Source organism: Sphingomonas sp. KRR8 (genome assembly GCF_023559245.1).
Taxonomy (GTDB): domain Bacteria; phylum Pseudomonadota; class Alphaproteobacteria; order Sphingomonadales; family Sphingomonadaceae; genus Sphingomicrobium.
The window spans coordinates 751,573-765,450 of sequence record NZ_CP097462.1 but is presented as its reverse complement, the minus strand read 5'-3'; the positions used below and the strand labels follow the sequence as shown (position 1 = coordinate 765,450).

Sequence of the window (13,878 nt, the reverse complement as noted above, 5' to 3'; positions counted from 1 at the left end):
GCGGCTTTTTTACCCGTTCCATGACAGGCCAGCGCATCTATCTCGACCATGCGGCGACAACGCGCGTGCTACCCGAAGCGCGAGTGGCGGTAGACGATGCGATGGCCCAGTGGGCCAATCCGTCCAGCCCCCACGCCGACGGCCGCGCCGCCCGCGCCATGCTTGAGCGCGCCCGATCGGATGTCGCCGACGCTCTGGGCTGGCCCCATGACGTCATCTTCACCAGCGGTGCGAGCGAGGCGCTGGCAATCGCCGGTGCCCGCGCGACCGTTCGCGGCCGGTGGCACGGCGCGACGGAGCATGAGGCGGTTCCGGCGGCCATGGGCGAGCTCAGCCGTGTCCTTCCAGTGACGGACAATGGCCTGATCGACCTTGCAGCACTGGGTACCGCACTGGCCGAAGGGCCCGCGCTCGTCGCCATCCAGCAGGTCAACAATGAAACCGGCGTCCTCCAGCCGCTCGATGAGATCGCCGATCGAGTCCGCGCGGCCGGGTCATTGCTGCTCGCCGATTGCGCCCAGGGCGCCGGCAAACTCCGGCTCCCGGATGCCGACTTCATCGCCGTTTCCGCCCACAAGCTTGGCGGCCCACCTGGCGTCGGCGCGTTGCTGGTCAAGGACTTGGGCACGCTTGCTGCCATGGGAGGGCAGGAGCGGGGCTACCGCCGCGGCACGCACAACCTCCCCGGCATCGCCGGTTTCGCCGCCGCCCTGACCACCCGCGCCTTTGCCGACGCCATGCCGCGGATCGTCGAGCTGCGTCGTCAACTCGAGGCGGCGCTTTCGACCACCATCATCGCATCCGACACACCCCGCAGCCCGGCCATCGGCGCTTACGCGGTCGAAGGCGTCACAAGCGCCGCTCTGCTGGTCCAGCTCGACCTCGCCGGTTTCGCGGTGAGCGCCGGGAGTGCCTGCTCGTCCGGCTCGATGAAGCGCAGCCATGTCCTCACCGCGATGGGCGTGCCGCCCGACGTGGCCGACAGCACCATTCGCATCAGCTTCGGTCCGTCAACCACCGAAGGCGAAGTCGACGCGGTCGCCGCCGCGGTTCGCTGCATCGCCAAGCGTGCCCGCGCCGCATGATCTACCTCGACTACCAGGCAACCACTCCGCTCGCGCCAGAAGCGAAGGCGGCGATGCTCCCCTGGCTTGAGAATTACGCCAATCCGCACAGCCCCAATCGGGCGGGCCGCGAAGCCGCCGCTGCGATCGAGCATGCCCGCGCCCAGGTCGCGTCGGGGCTTCCGCAGGCCGGTGACGTCATCTTCACCTCCGGCGCGACCGAGGCCCTCAACCTTGCCCTGGGCGGCGTGGTGCTTCCGGGCCGGGATGAGATCGTGACCGTCGACAGCGAGCACGCCGCCGTGCTCGACACCTGCGAATGGCTGGAAGGACAGGGCCGCACGGTCAGGCGGATGCCCGTCGGTTCCGACGGCCTGCTGGACCTTGAACAACTGAGGGCGGCGATCACGAGCCGAACCGCGCTGGTCGCGGTCATGCTTGTGAACAACGAGATCGGAGTCATCCAGCCCATCCACGAGATTGCGGCGATCGCGCACCAGCACGGCGCGCTCATGCTGTGCGATGCCGTCCAGGGGTTCGGCCGCATGGCGGTCCCCGAAGGTCCCGATCTCATTGCCTGCTGCGCCCACAAGATCCACGGTCCCAAGGCGATTGGAGCATTGTGGGTCCGTGATGGCGTCAACCTCCATCCGCTGATCCACGGCGGCGGACAGGAGCGCGGGCTGCGATCAGGAACCTTGTCGCCCATGCTCTGCGCCGGCTTTGGTGCCGCCGCGGCCGTCGCGATTACTCGCCGCCAACAGGATGCGGTCCACGTCGAGCGACTCTGGTCGGTCGCCCTGGACGCCCTGGGTCCGGGCTGGACCGTCAACGGCAGCACTGACCAGCGCTACCGCGGCAATCTCAACATCCGCCGTGAGGGCCTGGACGCGGCCCGTCTGTTGTCCGACCTGCGCGGCATCGCCTTCAGCCTCGGCAGTGCCTGCGCCAGCGGCTCGGGGCGCCCCAGCCATGTGCTTCGCACTTTGGGCCTTGGCGACGGTGTCGCTCGCTCGTCGATCCGGCTCGGCTTCGGCCGCTACACGACGGAGGATGAACTGGCTGACGCCTGCCGCCAGATCACAGCTGCCGCTGACGTGCAGTCGCGCTGGGTCGCATGACACGCGTCCGCTTTCTTCGCGCGGACGGCAGTCTCGACAAGGAGGTTGACGGTCCCGCTGGTGCCCGACTGCTTGACGTCGCGCAGGAGGCCGGCCAGCCCCTTGAAGGCACGTGCGGCGGGCAGATGAGTTGCTCCACCTGCCATGTCATAGTCGCGCCAGACGACTTCGCACGGCTGCCGGCCGCCAGCGAGGATGAAGAGTATCTCCTCGACCTTGCCCACGAGGCCACGGCGACGAGCCGACTTGCCTGTCAGATACGCCTGTCGGAACGGCTGGAGAGCCTTACGGTGCGAATGCCCGGCTGACGGCACGGCGGCAGCTGCGCTGCGGCAGTGCCCGCTGCGCGGGTGGGAGCCGGAACGACCCGGGACGTAATCGTTGTGGCTGCTTCCTTCCGGACCTGACCAGGTTGGCGACAGCCCCGTCCGCCCGACTCCCGGGCGGCCATATGGCGGGCAAGGTGCAACAGCGCAAGCCGCGGGTGTCCCGCATGACAGCGGGGCGTGGCCATCCTACATCAGACGCAATGACCGACGAATCGCCCCAGGACGAACCCGGCCTCGGCCTCGACCTCCCGGCCCAGCCGCTGGAGAAGAGCGCCGCATCCTCGCCCTATCGGGTCCTTGCCCGTAAGTACCGGCCGCAAAGCTTCGCTGAGCTGATCGGGCAGGAGGCGATGGTCACGACGCTGGCCAACGCCATTGCATCCGGCCGGATCGCCCATGCCTTTCTGCTCACCGGCGTGCGCGGGGTCGGCAAGACCTCTACCGCGCGGCTGGTCGCGAAGGCGCTCAACTGCATCGGCCCGGACGGGCAGGGTGGGCCGACCATCGATCCATGCGGGGTGTGCGAGCCATGCCGCGCCATCGCCGAGGGGCGCCACATCGACGTGACGGAGATGGACGCCGCCAGCCACACGGGCGTCGATGACGTCCGCGAGATCATCGAGGCGGTGCGCTATGCGGCGGTGAGTGCCCGCTTCAAAATCTACATCATCGACGAAGTGCACATGTTGTCCAAGAATGCCTTCAACGCGCTGTTGAAGACGCTCGAGGAGCCACCGCCGCACGTCAAGTTCCTGTTCGCCACGACCGAGGTCCAGAAGGTCCCGGTCACTGTCCTGTCGCGCTGCCAGCGGTTCGACCTGAAGCGCATTCCGGCCGAGAAGCTGGCCGAGCACTTCCGGCGGGTGGCGGAGCTTGAAAACGTCGAGGTGGAGCCCGAGGCGTTGGCCATCGTCGCGCGCGCCGCTGAGGGCTCGGCGCGTGACGGTCTGTCCATCCTCGACCAGGCGATCGCGCATGGCGAGGGTCGGGTCACCGCCACCGAAGTGCGGGCAATGCTGGGTCTCGCTGACCGTGGGCGGGTTCGCCAGCTGCTCGCGACCGTGCTCGACGGCGATGCGCAGGGCGCGCTGGCCCAGCTTGATGAAGCGCATACGCTGGGCCTCGACCCTGCGGCCTTGATCCGTGGGCTGATGGAGACGGTTCACGCGGTCACCCGGGTGAAGGCTGGTGCCACGGCCGACGTCCTGTCGTCCGCCGAAGAACGCGAGGCCGCCGAAACCCTCGCCGCGAAGCTCGGCTGGGCCAGCCTGCACCGGCTGTGGCAACTGCTGCTGAAGGGGCTCGCCGACGTCGGCCAGGCGCCCGACCCGCAGGAAGCCGCGGCGATGGTCCTGCTGCGCGTCATCCACGCCGCCGAGCTCCCGGATCCCGCCACCATACTCGCGCAGCTGCAATCGGGTGGGGCCGTCTCGATCGGCGCCCCGGCACAGGCGTCGCGTGGGCCGGCGGCAGCCACCACTGCCTCGTCGGCCAGCCTTCCGGCCACGTTCGGTGAGCTGGTCCACCGGCTCGAAGCGTCGGGACAGGCGCTGCTTGGCCTCAAGCTGCGGGATCAGGTCGGGGTTGTCCGCTTCGCTCCGCCCGAACTGGCGCTGAAGCCCCTGAAGCCGCTTGGCACGGACTTCACGCGCGAGCTTGCGGCCCAGCTCAAGGGCGCCACCGGCGTGACCTGGACGGTAACCCTTGCCGAAGGGGAGGCCGAACCATCCCTGAAGCAGCAGGACGACATGGCGGAAGAGCGAGCGCGTGCCGCCGTGCTCGCGGACCCCGCCGTCGCCGCTGCGCTCGCCGCATTCCCCAACGCGACGCTCGAGTCCGTCGCCAGACCAGGAGCGTAACAGCATGCCCGAAATGCCCGACCTCAACGCCATTCTTGAAATGGCCCAGAATGCGCAGGCCGAACTGCAGCGCGCCCAGGACAATCTCGACAAGGTCGAGGTCGAGGGTCAGGCTGGCGGCGGACTGGTGAAGATCCGCTCGAGTGCCAAGGGGCGCATCATCGGTGTCAGCATCGACGACAGCCTCCTGCAGCCGTCCGAGAAGACGATGGTCGAGGATCTGATCGCCGCGGCCCTGAATGACGCGCGGCTGAAGGCCGATCAGGTTGCCGCGACCGAGATGCAGCGGATGCAGTCCAGCCTGCCGCTCCCGCCCGGGTTCCAGATGCCGGGCATGTAGCCCGCCGTCCTGGCGCGGCATTACGAGTAGCCGCGCTTGACTCCGTACCGGCGGCTGGCACTCTCCGCTCCTCAGCGGAGGGTAGACCGATGTCAGCACTAGGCGCGATGCAGGACTGGCCTCTCCGGGTCATGCGCCTCGTCGACCATGCCGAGCGCGAGCATTCCTCTCGCGAGGTGGTCACCGCCTGGGCTGATGGCAGCATCACTCGCACCAACTGGGGTGAGATCGCGGGCCAGGCTCGGCGGATGGCGAAGGCGCTGGAGCGGCTCGGCATCCGAAGGGGGGACCGCGTCGCCACCCTGGCGATGAACCATGCCCACCATCTGACGTCATGGTATGGCGCGATTGGGATGGGAGGCATCCTCCACACCATCAATCCCCGCCTTTTCGCCGATCAGCTGACCTACATCGCCAACCACGCCGAGGATCGTATCCTCCTCTACGACAAGGCCTTCGCGCCGCTGGTCGAGAGCATGAAGCCGTCGTGGCCGACGATCGAACATTATGTCTGCATGGACGATGGCGAGTTCGCGGCGTGGCTTGCGGGCGAGGATGACGATTACCGCTGGGTCGACGGTGACGAGCGTGAGCCCTGCGCGCTTTGCTACACCAGCGGCACAACCGGGCATCCCAAGGGCGTGCTGTACGAGCATCGCTCGACCATGCTTCATACACTGATGGAGGTGACGCCCGATGTGTTCGGGCTGACCGCCCGCTCCGTGGTGCTGCCGATCGTGCCCATGTTTCACGCCAACGCCTGGGGGGTGCCGTGGGCGGCGCCGATGACGGGCTGCAAGCTGGTGCTTTCCGCCGACTACCGTCCCCAGCAGATGTGCGAGCTGTTCCGGGACGAGGGGGTGACCCACTCGGCGGGCGTGCCGACCATCTGGATGGGGATGATCGACTATATCGAACGAACCGGGACAAGCCTGTCCGAGCTGAAGAGCGTCACCATCGGAGGCTCGGCCGCCCCCCGGGCGATGGTGGAGTGGTTCCGAGCGCGCGGAATCAACGTTGGCCACGCGTGGGGCATGACAGAGACATCGCCGATCGGCACCTGCGGCGCTCCGCCTGCGGGGTGGGAGGATTTCACCGATGGCGAGCAGCTCGACTACATCACGCGCCAAGGCCGCATCCCGTTCGGGGTCGAGCTGCGGATCGTGGACGACAAAGACCGTGAGCTGCCCCGTGACGGGGTGGCGACGGGTCGCCTGCAAGTACGCGGACCGTGGGTCGTGAAGCGCTACTTCAAGGCGGAAGAGGACGCGACGGACGCGGACGGCTGGTTCGACACGGGCGATGTGGCGGCGCTTCACCCGGACGGGACGATGCAGATCACCGACCGGTCCAAGGACGTGATCAAGTCTGGCGGTGAATGGATCAGCTCGATCGAGCTTGAGAATGCCGCCGTCGGCTGTCCCGGGGTCGCGGAGGCCGCAGCCATCGGCATTGTCCACCCCAAGTGGGACGAGCGTCCGCTACTCCTCGTGGTCCGTTCGGAGGGCAGTAACGTCACGCCAGCCCAGATCCAAGACCATCTGGCCGGCCATGTCGCCAAATGGTGGCTGCCCGACGCAATCGAGTTCGTTGACGAGCTGCCGCACACCGCGACCGGAAAGTTGAGCAAGAAGACCCTGCGCGAACAGTTCGCCGGCTATCGCTTTCCCGACGCGGTCGCGATGGTGGGGCGCTAGCCTGACCTAGCCAATCGGCTCCGCATCTCCTATCTGCGCCGCCAACCACCAACACCGTTTGACAAGGATCACGCGACCCCATGGCCGCCCAGTACGCCTACGTGATGAAGAGTCTGACCAAGACCTTCCCCGGCGCCGCCAAGCCGACGCTCAGCAACATCAACCTGCAATTCTATCAGGGCGCCAAGATCGGCATCGTCGGCCCGAACGGCGCGGGCAAGTCGACCTTGATGAAGATCATGGCCGGTATCGACAAGGAGTATACCGGCGAAGCCTGGCCGGGCGAGAACATCACGGTCGGCTACCTCGCGCAGGAGCCGGAGCTGGACCCCAACAAGACGGTGCTCGAGAACGTCAAGGACGGCGCTCGCGGTACTGCCGACATGGTCGACCGCTTCAACGCGATCAGCGCCGAGATGGGCGATCCCAAGGATGACACCGATTTCGACGCGCTGATGGCCGAGATGGGTGAGCTTCAGGAGAAGATCGACGCCGTCGATGGCTGGACGCTCGACAATCAGCTTGAGATTGCGATGGAGGCCCTGCGATGCCCGCCGTCGGACTCGCCTGTCACCGAGCTGTCGGGCGGTGAGAAGCGCCGGGTCGCGCTGACCCGGCTGCTGATCCAGAAGCCCAGCATCCTGCTGCTCGACGAGCCCACCAACCACCTGGATGCCGAAAGCGTCCAGTGGCTGGAGAACCATCTCAAGGAATATGCGGGCGCGGTGCTGATGATCACCCACGACCGCTACTTCCTCGACAATGTGGTGGAGTGGATTCTCGAGCTCGATCGCGGATCTTATTATCCGTACGAAGGAAACTACTCCACCTATCTGGAAAAGAAGGCGAAACGCCTTGAGCAGGAATCGCGTGAGGAGAGTGGCAAGCAGAAGGCCTTGCAACGCGAACTCGAGTGGATCCGGCAGACCCCGGCAGCCCGCCAGTCCAAATCCAAGGCGCGTATCCGCAAGTTCGAGCAGCTGCAGGACGCCCAGGATGATCGCCGCATTGGCAAGGCCCAGATCGTCATCCAGGTGCCCGAACGCCTAGGCGGCAAGGTCATCGAGGTCGAAGGCATCTCCAAGGCCTATGGCGACAAGCTCCTGTTCGAGGACCTGAGCTTCACTCTGCCCCCGGGCGGCATCGTCGGCGTCATCGGGCCGAACGGCGCCGGCAAATCGACCCTGTTCAAGATCCTCACGGGCAAGGAGCAGCCGGACAGCGGCAAGGTGTCTGTCGGCGAGACCGTGCGCCTCGGCTACGTCGACCAAAGCCGCGACCATCTCGATCCCAAGAAGAACGTCTGGGAAGAGATCAGCGACGGCCTCGACTACATGAAGGTCAACGGCCAAGACGCTTCGACCCGCGCCTATGTCGGCGCCTTCAACTTCAAGGGCCAGGATCAGCAGAAGAACGTCGGCAAGCTGTCGGGCGGTGAGCGCAACCGCGTTCACATGGCCAAGATGCTGAAGCAGGGCGGCAACGTCCTGCTGCTCGACGAGCCAACCAACGACCTCGACGTCGAGACGCTGGGCGCGCTTGAGGATGCGATCGAGAATTTCGCCGGCTGTGCCGTGGTCATCAGCCACGACCGGTTCTTCCTCGACCGATTGGCAACTCATATCCTGGCGTTCGAAGGCGACAGCCACGTCGAATGGTTCGAAGGCAATTTCGAAGCCTACGAAGAGGACAAGCGCCGGCGCCTCGGTCCGGAAGCGGACCGCCCGCACCGGACCAGCTACAAGAAGCTGGCGCGGTAAGCTGCCGGGATGTCAGGGGGCCCACCGCGGGTGGAAGAGAGCACGCAACCGGCCATGTGGGTGAAAAGCCGACAGTTCACGGGCCGGATCGTAACCGTCACCAACGACAAGATCTTCGATGAGCCGGTGTACAATTACACCGATCAGTTTGCCTATGTCTGGGAGGAGTTTCCCCGATGCGCATCGAAGGGCTGGCCAAGCGAGCGACTTGAGTGCTCGGTTGATTTACGCCAGCTTGCCGGCGTTCATTCCGGGGGGATCTGACCATGACTGCCTATCCGCTGACCGTCGCCACGCTGCTGGTCGCTCTCTTCATTTACATCTGGTCCATCGCTCGCGTGGGCGGCGCGCGAGGTCGCCACCAGGTGCAGGCGCCGGCGGTGACCGGTCATCCGGAGTTCGAGCGCATCCTTCGCGCACAGCAGAATACGGTGGAGCAGCTGGTCGTCTTCGTACCGCTGCTCGCTCTAGCCGCCGCTTTCTGGGGTGATCGCTGGGGCGCCCTCTACGGCGTGGTCTGGTGTATCGGCCGGGCGCTCTACATCGTCACCTACGCGCAGGACGCCCAGAAGCGCAGCACAGGCTTCATGATCACGGCCCTGTCCACCCTCGTGGTCATGCTGGCCTTGGTCGTGACCCTAGCGCTCCGCATAGTCTAGTCGATCTCGCTGGTTCCGCTGAACGGGCGCCTGCAAGCGCGAGGAGCACTGCACCTTTTGCACCGCAGCATGGCCGTGGTAAGCGCGCGGCCATGACTTCGACCAACGACATCCGCCGCAGCTTTCTCGATTACTTCGAAGGGCAAGGCCACGCCCGTGTGCCCTCGGCGCCGCTGGTGCCGCATAACGACCCGACCCTGATGTTCGTCAACGCCGGGATGGTGCCGTTCAAGAACGTGTTCACGGGCTTGGAAAGCCGGCCGTACTCGACCGCGACCAGCAGCCAGAAGTGCGTCCGGGCGGGCGGCAAGCACAACGACCTCGACAATGTCGGCTACACCGCGCGCCACCACACCTTTTTCGAGATGCTCGGCAATTTCTCGTTCGGAGATTACTTCAAGGAACGCGCGATCGAGCTGGCCTGGGGCCTGCTGACGAAGGAGTGGGGCCTGTCGCGCGACCGGCTGACGGTCACCGTTTACCATACGGACGACGAAGCGTTCGGGCTGTGGCAACGGATCGCCGGGCTTCCCGATCACCGCATCATCCGCATCGCCACCAAGGACAATTTCTGGGCGATGGGTCCGGACGGCCCAAGTGGTCCCTGTTCCGAAATCTTCTTCGACCACGGCGACCATATTCCGGGCGGCCCTCCCGGCAGCCCGGACGAGGATGGCGATCGCTTCGTCGAGATCTGGAACCTCGTGTTCATGCAGCACCTGCAGGAGAACGATCAGATCGTCTCCGACCTGCCGCGGCCGTCGATCGACACCGGCATGGGGCTGGAGCGGGTCGCCGCTGTGTTGCAGGGCGTGCACGACAATTATGACACGGACACCTTCAAGGCGCTGATCCACGCTTCGGAAGAGTTGACGAAGACCAAGGCGGAAGGCGCCCAGCAGGCCTCGCACCGGGTCATCGCCGACCACCTGCGCTCATCGGGCTTCCTGGTGGCCGACGGTGTGCTGCCGGCCAATGAGGGCAGGGGCTATGTCCTGCGCCGCATCATGCGCCGAGCGATGCGCCATGCGCATCTCCTCGGAGCAGCCGAGCCGCTGATGCACCGCCTCGTGCCCGCATTGGTCGCCGAGATGGGCGCTGCCTATCCCGAGCTGGTCCGTGCCCAGCCGTTGATCGAGGCCACGCTGCGACAGGAAGAGACCCGCTTCCGCCAGACGCTGACAAACGGCTTGCGGCTCCTCGACGAGGCGACGGCATCACTTGAGGCGGGCGGGACGCTGCCGGGCGAGACCGCGTTCAAGCTCTACGACACTTTTGGCTTCCCGTACGACCTGACCGAAGACGCGCTCCGGGCGCAGAACCTCGCGGTCGATCGCGCCGGGTTCGACGCCGCCATGGCCGAGCAAAAAGCGCGTGCGCGCGCTGCCTGGAAGGGCTCGGGCGAGAAGGCGTCGGACGAAGTTTGGTTCGACGTTTTGGAAGAAGTCGGCCCGACCGAGTTTACCGGATATAGCGGCCACAGCGGCGAGGGCGTCGTGGTCGCAATCGTTAAGGAAGGTAAGCGAGCGAACGAAATTGATCGGAACGACGGCGGCTATATCGTCGTCAATCAAACCCCATTCTACGCCGAGAGTGGCGGCCAGGTTGGTGACACGGGAGTTCTCGTGAGCAGTGGCGGGGCTCACGGAACAGTCTTGGTGACCGACAAATTGCTCGGCAAATTACATGCGCTGTACGTCAAGGTTAATGATGCGCCGTTGAGGGTCGGCGACACAGTGAAAATGCAGGTCGACGAGGAGCGCCGCCGCGCCATCCGCGCCAACCATTCGGCGACCCACCTGCTCCACGCCGCGCTGCGCCACCGGCTCGGCACTCACGTCAGCCAGAAGGGCAGTCTAGTCGCACCGGATCGCCTGCGCTTCGACTTTTCGCATCCGTCGGCACTGACCGCCGACGACATCAGCGCGATCGAAGCCGAGGTGAACGCCCACATTCGCCACAACCAGCCGGTCACCACCCGGCTGATGACGCCCGACGAGGCGATCGCCGAGGGCGCGATGGCGCTGTTCGGCGAGAAATATGGCGACGAGGTACGCGTGCTCTCGATGGGTCTCGACAGCGACAGGACCTATTCGGTGGAGCTGTGCGGCGGCACCCACGTCAACGCGCTGGGCGATATCGCGCTGTTCAAGATCATCTCGGAGAGCGCGGTCAGCTCGGGCGTTCGCCGGATCGAGGCGCTGACCGGGGAAGCGGCGCGGCAGTGGCTGATCGCCCGCGACCAGCGGCTGCGCGACATCGCTGCAAGCCTCAAGGCCGCACCCGACGAGGCGCCGGCGCGTGTCGCCGCGCTCGTCGAGCAGGCCCGCAAGCTCGAGCGCGAGTTGGCCGAAGCCCGCAAGCAGCTCGCCATGGGCGGCGGCGGCGCGGCGCAGGCCAGTGGACCTGAGGACGTGGCCGGCTTCCAGTTCATCGGCCGTGTTGTCGAAGGGCTCGATCCCAAGGCGCTTCGTCCCGAGATTGACGCGCTCAAGAAGCAGCTGGGCTCCGGCGTCTCCGCGCTGATCGTGGTGAATGACGGTCGCGCCAGCGTGGCAGCGGGCGTCACCGACGACCTGCTCGGCCAGGTCTCGGCCGTCGAGCTCGTCAAGGCCGCCGTGGCGGCATTAGGCGGGCAGGGTGGCGGCGGTCGTCCCGACATGGCGCAGGGTGGCGGCCCCGATGGCAGCAAGGCGGCCGAAGCACTGACCGCCATTAAGGAAGTGTTGGCAAAGGTCAGCGTCTAACTCGAACCATCAAGAGGGGGGAGGGACTGATGCTGCCGGCGGCGTTTGCTCTGCTGGTACAGGCGGGGGCGCCTGCGCTGATCTCGGCGCCGATCATCATGCCAGCCCCACCGCCGGTGATCCGACCGATGCCGCGGGTCGACACCCGACCCGTCGTTACCTTGCAGGTGCGCGTGACCGGGGGCGGTCAGCAGCTCTACTCCGACCTGATGCGTGTCGGGGCGAGCGGCGCCAATTACAGCCAGAACAGTCGCGACGGCGCGGAGCAGGCCTGCCCCGGCGGCTACAATGTCCAGGTCCGCAGCCTGAACGTCTCCGTTTCACCCGACTACGGCGAAGACTCCAGCATCCGGGTCAGCGCCTCATGGAAGCGGCCGCAAGGAGAAGGCTGCGGCATGGGCTCGCGCACGGCCGAGGTGGAACAGACGGTTTCGATCGCACCGGGCCAGACGGTCAGGGTCACCGGCGATGCGGGCCTGGTGGTCGAACTTACCCGCCGCTGAGTTCCTGTCTGCGCCGGCCCAGCGCCGGCTCCTCGCTGAGCTCGCCTTCCTCCCGGATGAGCGCACGCAGTTCACAGCGCTTCTCGTGGATGGAGGCGATGACCGGTCCCATGGCGACCCCGATGTCGACCAGCACGGCCTCGCTGATTTGAAGGCTGCCCTCCATCGTTTCGGGCACGGCGTCGGTCGCACCGGCCTTGTACAGCTGGGCGGCATGGGCGCCGTCCCTCGCGCGGGAGACGATGGTCAGCCGAGGGCAGGCGGCCCTTATGGTGCGGGTCAGGCGATTGGCGAGCACCGGATCGTCCATCGTCAGCACCAACGCCGCCGCATCGCGAAGACCGAACCGCTCCACGGCATCGCCCTTGGCGACGTCACCGAAGATCACGCGGTAGCCAGCATCACGCGCCGCCGCGACGGCGTCGATGTCGCCCTCCACCGCGAGATATGGCTTGCCATGGGTGTCGAGCATGTCGGCCACGAGTCGTCCCACCCGGCCAAAGCCAAAGATCAGCGTCAGCCCGGCCGTGTTGCCAGTGCCGCTGCTGAGCGCATCCGGGTCGATCCGGCGCGAGAGCCGTCGGCCAAAGGCCGCCAGCAGCGGCGTTACCGTCAACCCCAAAGCAGTGATGATGGTCCAGAAACCGGCCTGGGCAGTGCTGATGACCCCTGCCGCAGCCGCCGCGCCGAGCACGATTAGCGTCAGCTCCGACGGGCTCGACAACAGCAGCGCCGCCTCGACCGCGACACCCCGGCGGCGGCCGCGCCAGCGTAGAAGCGCCATGGTGACGCCTGTCTTGACCAGCAGCACCACGGCAAGTGCCCCGATCAGTAGCGGCCATTGCGCAGCGATCGCGGGAAGATCGAGGCGAAGACCGACGGTGATCAGGAATACGCCCAGGGCAAGGCCGCGCAGAGGGGCGGTGATCACCTCCACCTCGGCGTGATAGTCGGTTTCGGCGATCAGCAATCCGGCGAGCAGCGCGCCGAGGCTTGCGCCGAGCCCGACCCAATCGGTGGCGATGCTGCACAACATCAGCACCAGCAGGCTGATGGAGAAGAATAGTTCGGGGCTCTTCGTGCGCGCGGCCTGGGCGAACAGCGGCGGAAGCATGAAGCGCCCGGCGATCAGCAGGCCGCCGACGACCGCCGCTCCAGCCGCGAGCGTGGTCAGCAAGGAATTGGAGCTGGCCCCGCCGTCCAGGAGGAAGAGGAGCGGGACCAGGCTCAAGTCCTGGAACAGCAGGATCGCCAGGGCGGCGCGACCGACCTGCGTCGTCGTTCCGGCAATGGGGAGCACCAGTGCGGTGGAACTCATGGCCAGCGCGAGGCCGAGCACGACAGCCGGACCGACGTTCGTGCCCATCGCCAAGCCAGCGCCGAGCAACAGGCCGGTCAGCAGCATCTGCAACCCGCCGAGACCAAACACCGTCTGGCGCATGGCGTGGAGCCGGCGGAAGCTGATTTCCAGCCCGACGGCGAATAGCAGCAAGAGAATGCCGAACTCGGCGAAGGGCTCGATCCCGTGGGGGTTCGTGATGCTGAAGGCCTTGAGCCATGGGTACTGGCCAGTCATGCCGCCCAGCAGAAACGGTCCACCGATCACACCGGTGAGGATGAAGCCCAAGACCGGCGAGATCCTGAGCCTCGAGAAAGCGGGGATCACCACGCCCGCTGCACCGAGCACTGTCAGCGCGTCTGAGAGCGCCGGACTGATCTGAATGCCGTCGGCCATACCGCCTTTAAGCCGTTGCGAATTGAAGGAGCCAATCTTTTCATCAGCTCGTTTTTGCGTCGTT

The 13,878-nt window shown here is 66.3% G+C and carries 12 protein-coding genes and 1 other RNA gene; 11 read left to right on the top strand and 2 right to left on the bottom strand.

Annotated elements, in window-relative coordinates; all coding sequences use genetic code 11:
- Positions 1–20 precede the first annotated feature (20 nt).
- From M8312_RS03905 to M8312_RS03895, 3 genes are read left to right on the top strand one after another with little or no spacing between them, the layout of a single operon-like run.
- Positions 21–1,085 (top strand): cysteine desulfurase family protein, encoded by a 1,065-nt coding sequence (locus tag M8312_RS03905; protein ID WP_250119073.1) that lies wholly within the window; start codon positions 21–23, stop codon positions 1,083–1,085.
- Positions 1,082–2,185 (top strand): cysteine desulfurase family protein, encoded by a 1,104-nt coding sequence (locus tag M8312_RS03900; RefSeq protein ID WP_250119072.1) that lies wholly within the window; start codon positions 1,082–1,084, stop codon positions 2,183–2,185. Before M8312_RS03905 ends, M8312_RS03900 begins: the two co-directional genes overlap by 4 nt.
- Positions 2,182–2,493 (top strand): 2Fe-2S iron-sulfur cluster-binding protein, encoded by a 312-nt coding sequence (locus tag M8312_RS03895; protein WP_250119071.1) that lies wholly within the window; start codon positions 2,182–2,184, stop codon positions 2,491–2,493. The genes M8312_RS03900 and M8312_RS03895 overlap by 4 nt, the downstream gene beginning before the upstream one ends.
- 38 nt (positions 2,494–2,531) lie before the next feature.
- On the opposite strand, the gene ffs is transcribed toward M8312_RS03895, so the two are convergent.
- Positions 2,532–2,629: signal recognition particle sRNA small type (gene ffs, locus M8312_RS03890), an RNA gene on the bottom strand.
- 85 nt (positions 2,630–2,714) lie between these two features.
- Between ffs and M8312_RS03885 the strand changes: the two genes are divergently transcribed.
- The 8 genes from M8312_RS03885 to M8312_RS03850 all read left to right on the top strand — a co-directional run bounded on the left by M8312_RS03885 (position 2,715) and on the right by M8312_RS03850 (position 12,079).
- Positions 2,715–4,373, top strand: coding sequence for a DNA polymerase III subunit gamma/tau (locus M8312_RS03885; RefSeq protein ID WP_250119070.1), 1,659 nt, complete (start codon positions 2,715–2,717; stop codon positions 4,371–4,373).
- A 13-nt stretch (positions 4,374–4,386) separates the two neighbouring features.
- Complete coding sequence (locus M8312_RS03880; protein ID WP_250119698.1) at positions 4,387–4,713, top strand: YbaB/EbfC family nucleoid-associated protein; 327 nt, start codon at positions 4,387–4,389, stop codon at positions 4,711–4,713.
- An 89-nt stretch (positions 4,714–4,802) separates the two neighbouring features.
- Positions 4,803–6,410 carry a long-chain fatty acid--CoA ligase gene (locus M8312_RS03875; protein ID WP_250119069.1) on the top strand — a complete coding sequence of 536 codons (1,608 nt, stop codon included), beginning with the start codon at positions 4,803–4,805 and terminating at the stop codon, positions 6,408–6,410.
- An 80-nt stretch (positions 6,411–6,490) separates the two neighbouring features.
- On the top strand, positions 6,491–8,170 hold the full coding sequence (gene ettA / locus M8312_RS03870; RefSeq protein ID WP_250119068.1) for an energy-dependent translational throttle protein EttA: 1,680 nt from the start codon (positions 6,491–6,493) through the stop codon (positions 8,168–8,170).
- 30 nt (positions 8,171–8,200) lie between these two features.
- Entirely contained in the window at positions 8,201–8,434 is a 234-nt protein-coding gene (locus tag M8312_RS03865; RefSeq protein WP_250119067.1) for a hypothetical protein, read from the top strand.
- A 2-nt stretch (positions 8,435–8,436) separates the two neighbouring features.
- Positions 8,437–8,829: an MAPEG family protein gene (locus M8312_RS03860; RefSeq protein ID WP_250119066.1), complete on the top strand. Its 393-nt coding sequence runs from the start codon at positions 8,437–8,439 to the stop codon at positions 8,827–8,829.
- 92 nt (positions 8,830–8,921) lie between these two features.
- On the top strand, positions 8,922–11,576 hold the full coding sequence (gene alaS, locus M8312_RS03855) for an alanine--tRNA ligase (RefSeq protein ID WP_250119065.1): 2,655 nt from the start codon (positions 8,922–8,924) through the stop codon (positions 11,574–11,576).
- Between the two features lie 29 nt (positions 11,577–11,605).
- Entirely contained in the window at positions 11,606–12,079 is a 474-nt protein-coding gene (locus M8312_RS03850) for a hypothetical protein (RefSeq protein ID WP_250119064.1), read from the top strand.
- Here M8312_RS03850 and M8312_RS03845 read toward each other — a convergent pair.
- Positions 12,066–13,814: a cation:proton antiporter domain-containing protein gene (locus M8312_RS03845; protein WP_250119063.1), complete on the bottom strand. Its 1,749-nt coding sequence runs from the start codon at positions 13,812–13,814 to the stop codon at positions 12,066–12,068. The genes M8312_RS03850 and M8312_RS03845 overlap by 14 nt on opposite strands.
- Between the last annotated feature and the right edge of the window lie 64 nt (positions 13,815–13,878).

Bases quoted from the DNA above. Each gene is read 5' to 3' on its own strand.
- M8312_RS03905 (WP_250119073.1), top strand. From the start codon at position 21: ATGACAGGCCAGCGCATCTATCTCGACCATGCGGCGACAACGCGCGTG.
- M8312_RS03900 (WP_250119072.1), top strand. From the start codon at position 1,082: ATGATCTACCTCGACTACCAGGCAACCACTCCGCTCGCGCCAGAAGCG.
- M8312_RS03895 (WP_250119071.1), top strand. From the start codon at position 2,182: ATGACACGCGTCCGCTTTCTTCGCGCGGACGGCAGTCTCGACAAGGAG.
- M8312_RS03885 (WP_250119070.1), top strand. From the start codon at position 2,715: ATGACCGACGAATCGCCCCAGGACGAACCCGGCCTCGGCCTCGACCTC.
- M8312_RS03880 (WP_250119698.1), top strand. From the start codon at position 4,387: ATGCCCGACCTCAACGCCATTCTTGAAATGGCCCAGAATGCGCAGGCC.
- M8312_RS03875 (WP_250119069.1), top strand. From the start codon at position 4,803: ATGTCAGCACTAGGCGCGATGCAGGACTGGCCTCTCCGGGTCATGCGC.
- ettA (WP_250119068.1), top strand. From the start codon at position 6,491: ATGGCCGCCCAGTACGCCTACGTGATGAAGAGTCTGACCAAGACCTTC.
- M8312_RS03860 (WP_250119066.1), top strand. From the start codon at position 8,437: ATGACTGCCTATCCGCTGACCGTCGCCACGCTGCTGGTCGCTCTCTTC.
- alaS (WP_250119065.1), top strand. From the start codon at position 8,922: ATGACTTCGACCAACGACATCCGCCGCAGCTTTCTCGATTACTTCGAA.
- M8312_RS03850 (WP_250119064.1), top strand. From the start codon at position 11,606: ATGCTGCCGGCGGCGTTTGCTCTGCTGGTACAGGCGGGGGCGCCTGCG.
- M8312_RS03845 (WP_250119063.1), bottom strand. From the start codon at position 13,814: ATGGCCGACGGCATTCAGATCAGTCCGGCGCTCTCAGACGCGCTGACA.